The sequence below is a fragment of the Marinobacter sp. UBA2498 genome, from assembly GCF_002341575.1.
Taxonomy (GTDB): domain Bacteria; phylum Pseudomonadota; class Gammaproteobacteria; order Pseudomonadales; family Oleiphilaceae; genus Marinobacter; species Marinobacter manganoxydans.
Map to the genome: position 1 here is coordinate 49,963 of NZ_DDOI01000071.1, position 1,676 is coordinate 51,638.

The 1,676-nt window shown below is 60.9% G+C and carries 2 protein-coding genes; both read right to left on the minus strand.

Annotated features, from left to right (window positions below):
* Nucleotides 1-169: 169 nt before the first annotated feature.
* Nucleotides 170-967 carry an ABC transporter permease gene (locus B2W52_RS10300; protein WP_041645695.1) on the minus strand — a complete coding sequence of 266 codons (798 nt, stop codon included), beginning with the start codon at nt 965-967 and terminating at the stop codon, nt 170-172.
* Complete coding sequence (locus tag B2W52_RS10305) at nt 954-1,562, minus strand: ABC transporter ATP-binding protein (RefSeq protein WP_008172979.1); 609 nt, start codon at nt 1,560-1,562, stop codon at nt 954-956. Before B2W52_RS10305 ends, B2W52_RS10300 begins: the two co-directional genes overlap by 14 nt.
* Nucleotides 1,563-1,676 lie beyond the last annotated feature (114 nt).

Genomic DNA, 1,676 nt, shown 5'->3' on the forward strand with positions numbered 1-1,676 from the left:
GCGATAAACCCGGCCTGCACCGCCAATGTCAGCCGCCCGAGATCACTTTCGGTCAGGCCAAGCTCGCCGGCCAGCGACAACCAGACACCGTTGATACTGAACCAGAGCGAAGTGCCGAAAAGCTGGGCCAGAACGATCACAGGGAGGGGGTAACGTCGTAGCAGGTCGATCATTGTTTCACCAGTCGGTCCAGTCGCAGGCGCTCCCGGTCGTCGAACAGTCTTCGCCCGCCCCAGGAAACTGCCATCAGGGCACCGAATCCGGTGCCGACGGTGATGATCAGCATCACCAGAATCTGGTATTTCACCGCCACTGCCGGCGGGCTGCCTGCGAGAATCTGGCCGGTCATCATACCGGGCAGGCTGACGATGCCGGCAGCGGCCATGGCGTTGATGGATGGCATCATACCACTGCGCATGGCGTCCCTCCGGATATCCTCCAGCGCCTGCTTCCAGGTCTGGCCCAGCATCAGGCGGTTCTCGATGACGGCCCGCTGCCGCCAGACCGATTCGTTCAAACGATCCAGCGCCAGGCTGACGCCTGTCATGGTGTTTCCGAGCATCATGCCCAGAAGGGGAATGGCATACTGTGGGGTGTACCAGGGGTCTGGGCCGATCACTACCGAGAGCGCCAGTACCGTCACCGAGAAGGACGATACGAACATCGATCCGGTGCCGATACCGAACGCCCACCAGCCCTGGAGTCTTCGGCCCTGACGTGCCACAACCTCCCGGCCGGCAACCAGAAGCATGACCAGGGCCATCAGGGCGATCCAGTAGAACCCGGACGACGCAAACAGTGCCTCCAGAACCAGCCCGATCAGCGCCAGCTGAATCACCGTTCGAAGTGCAGCGATCAACAGGTTTCGGGTAATGCCCAGCCGGGCCAGATACCCCGTCCCAGCCAGGGCGAGCACCAGCAGCGCCGCCAGCCCCAACTTCCACCAGGCCAGATCAATCACTTCCATCTGCGCGCTCCAGACTGGTGCCAAGAATCCGGTAATGGGCATCGGCCACCCGATGAATCTGGCCAACATCATGGGCGACCCAGAGCACTGCGATCTGCCGCCTCCGGATTTCCTCAAGCAACCAGGTTTCAATCGCTTCTGTGCTGTCGTTGTCGAGGTTGGCGGTGGGTTCGTCCAGTAAGAGAACCTCAGGCTCAAGCAGCAGGGCCCGCCAGAGCGCCAGCCGCTGCCGCTCACCGGAAGACAACCGGCTTACCGACCACTCCAGCACCTCGGGCGGGAAGCCCAGCGCTGACGGCAAATCTGCCTTCACATGATCCGGGAAGTGACCTCCAACCTCATCAAACCACCACTGGCTGTCTGCCGGCACCATCACCACCCGGCTTCGCCATTGGTGGGCGGGCAAATCCTCCTGGCAGGTATCAGCCACAGACACGGTGCCCCCATGGGGCTCCAGGTCCGCCACGGCTCTCAGCAGCCGACTCTTGCCACTGCCTGACGGACCGGACAGACAGACAACCTGTCCACCAGGTACCGTCAAAGACACGTTACTGAGAGTGCCAACACAGAGATTTTTCAGGACCAAATCTGTCAAGATAGCCTCATCAGGGCTCGCCAATGTTCATAACGGATATACCATTGCACAGTGTCCTGCCAACAACCAGCCACACAGGCCAGGGATGTATGAAGCTTCGATCTCTTGTTACGT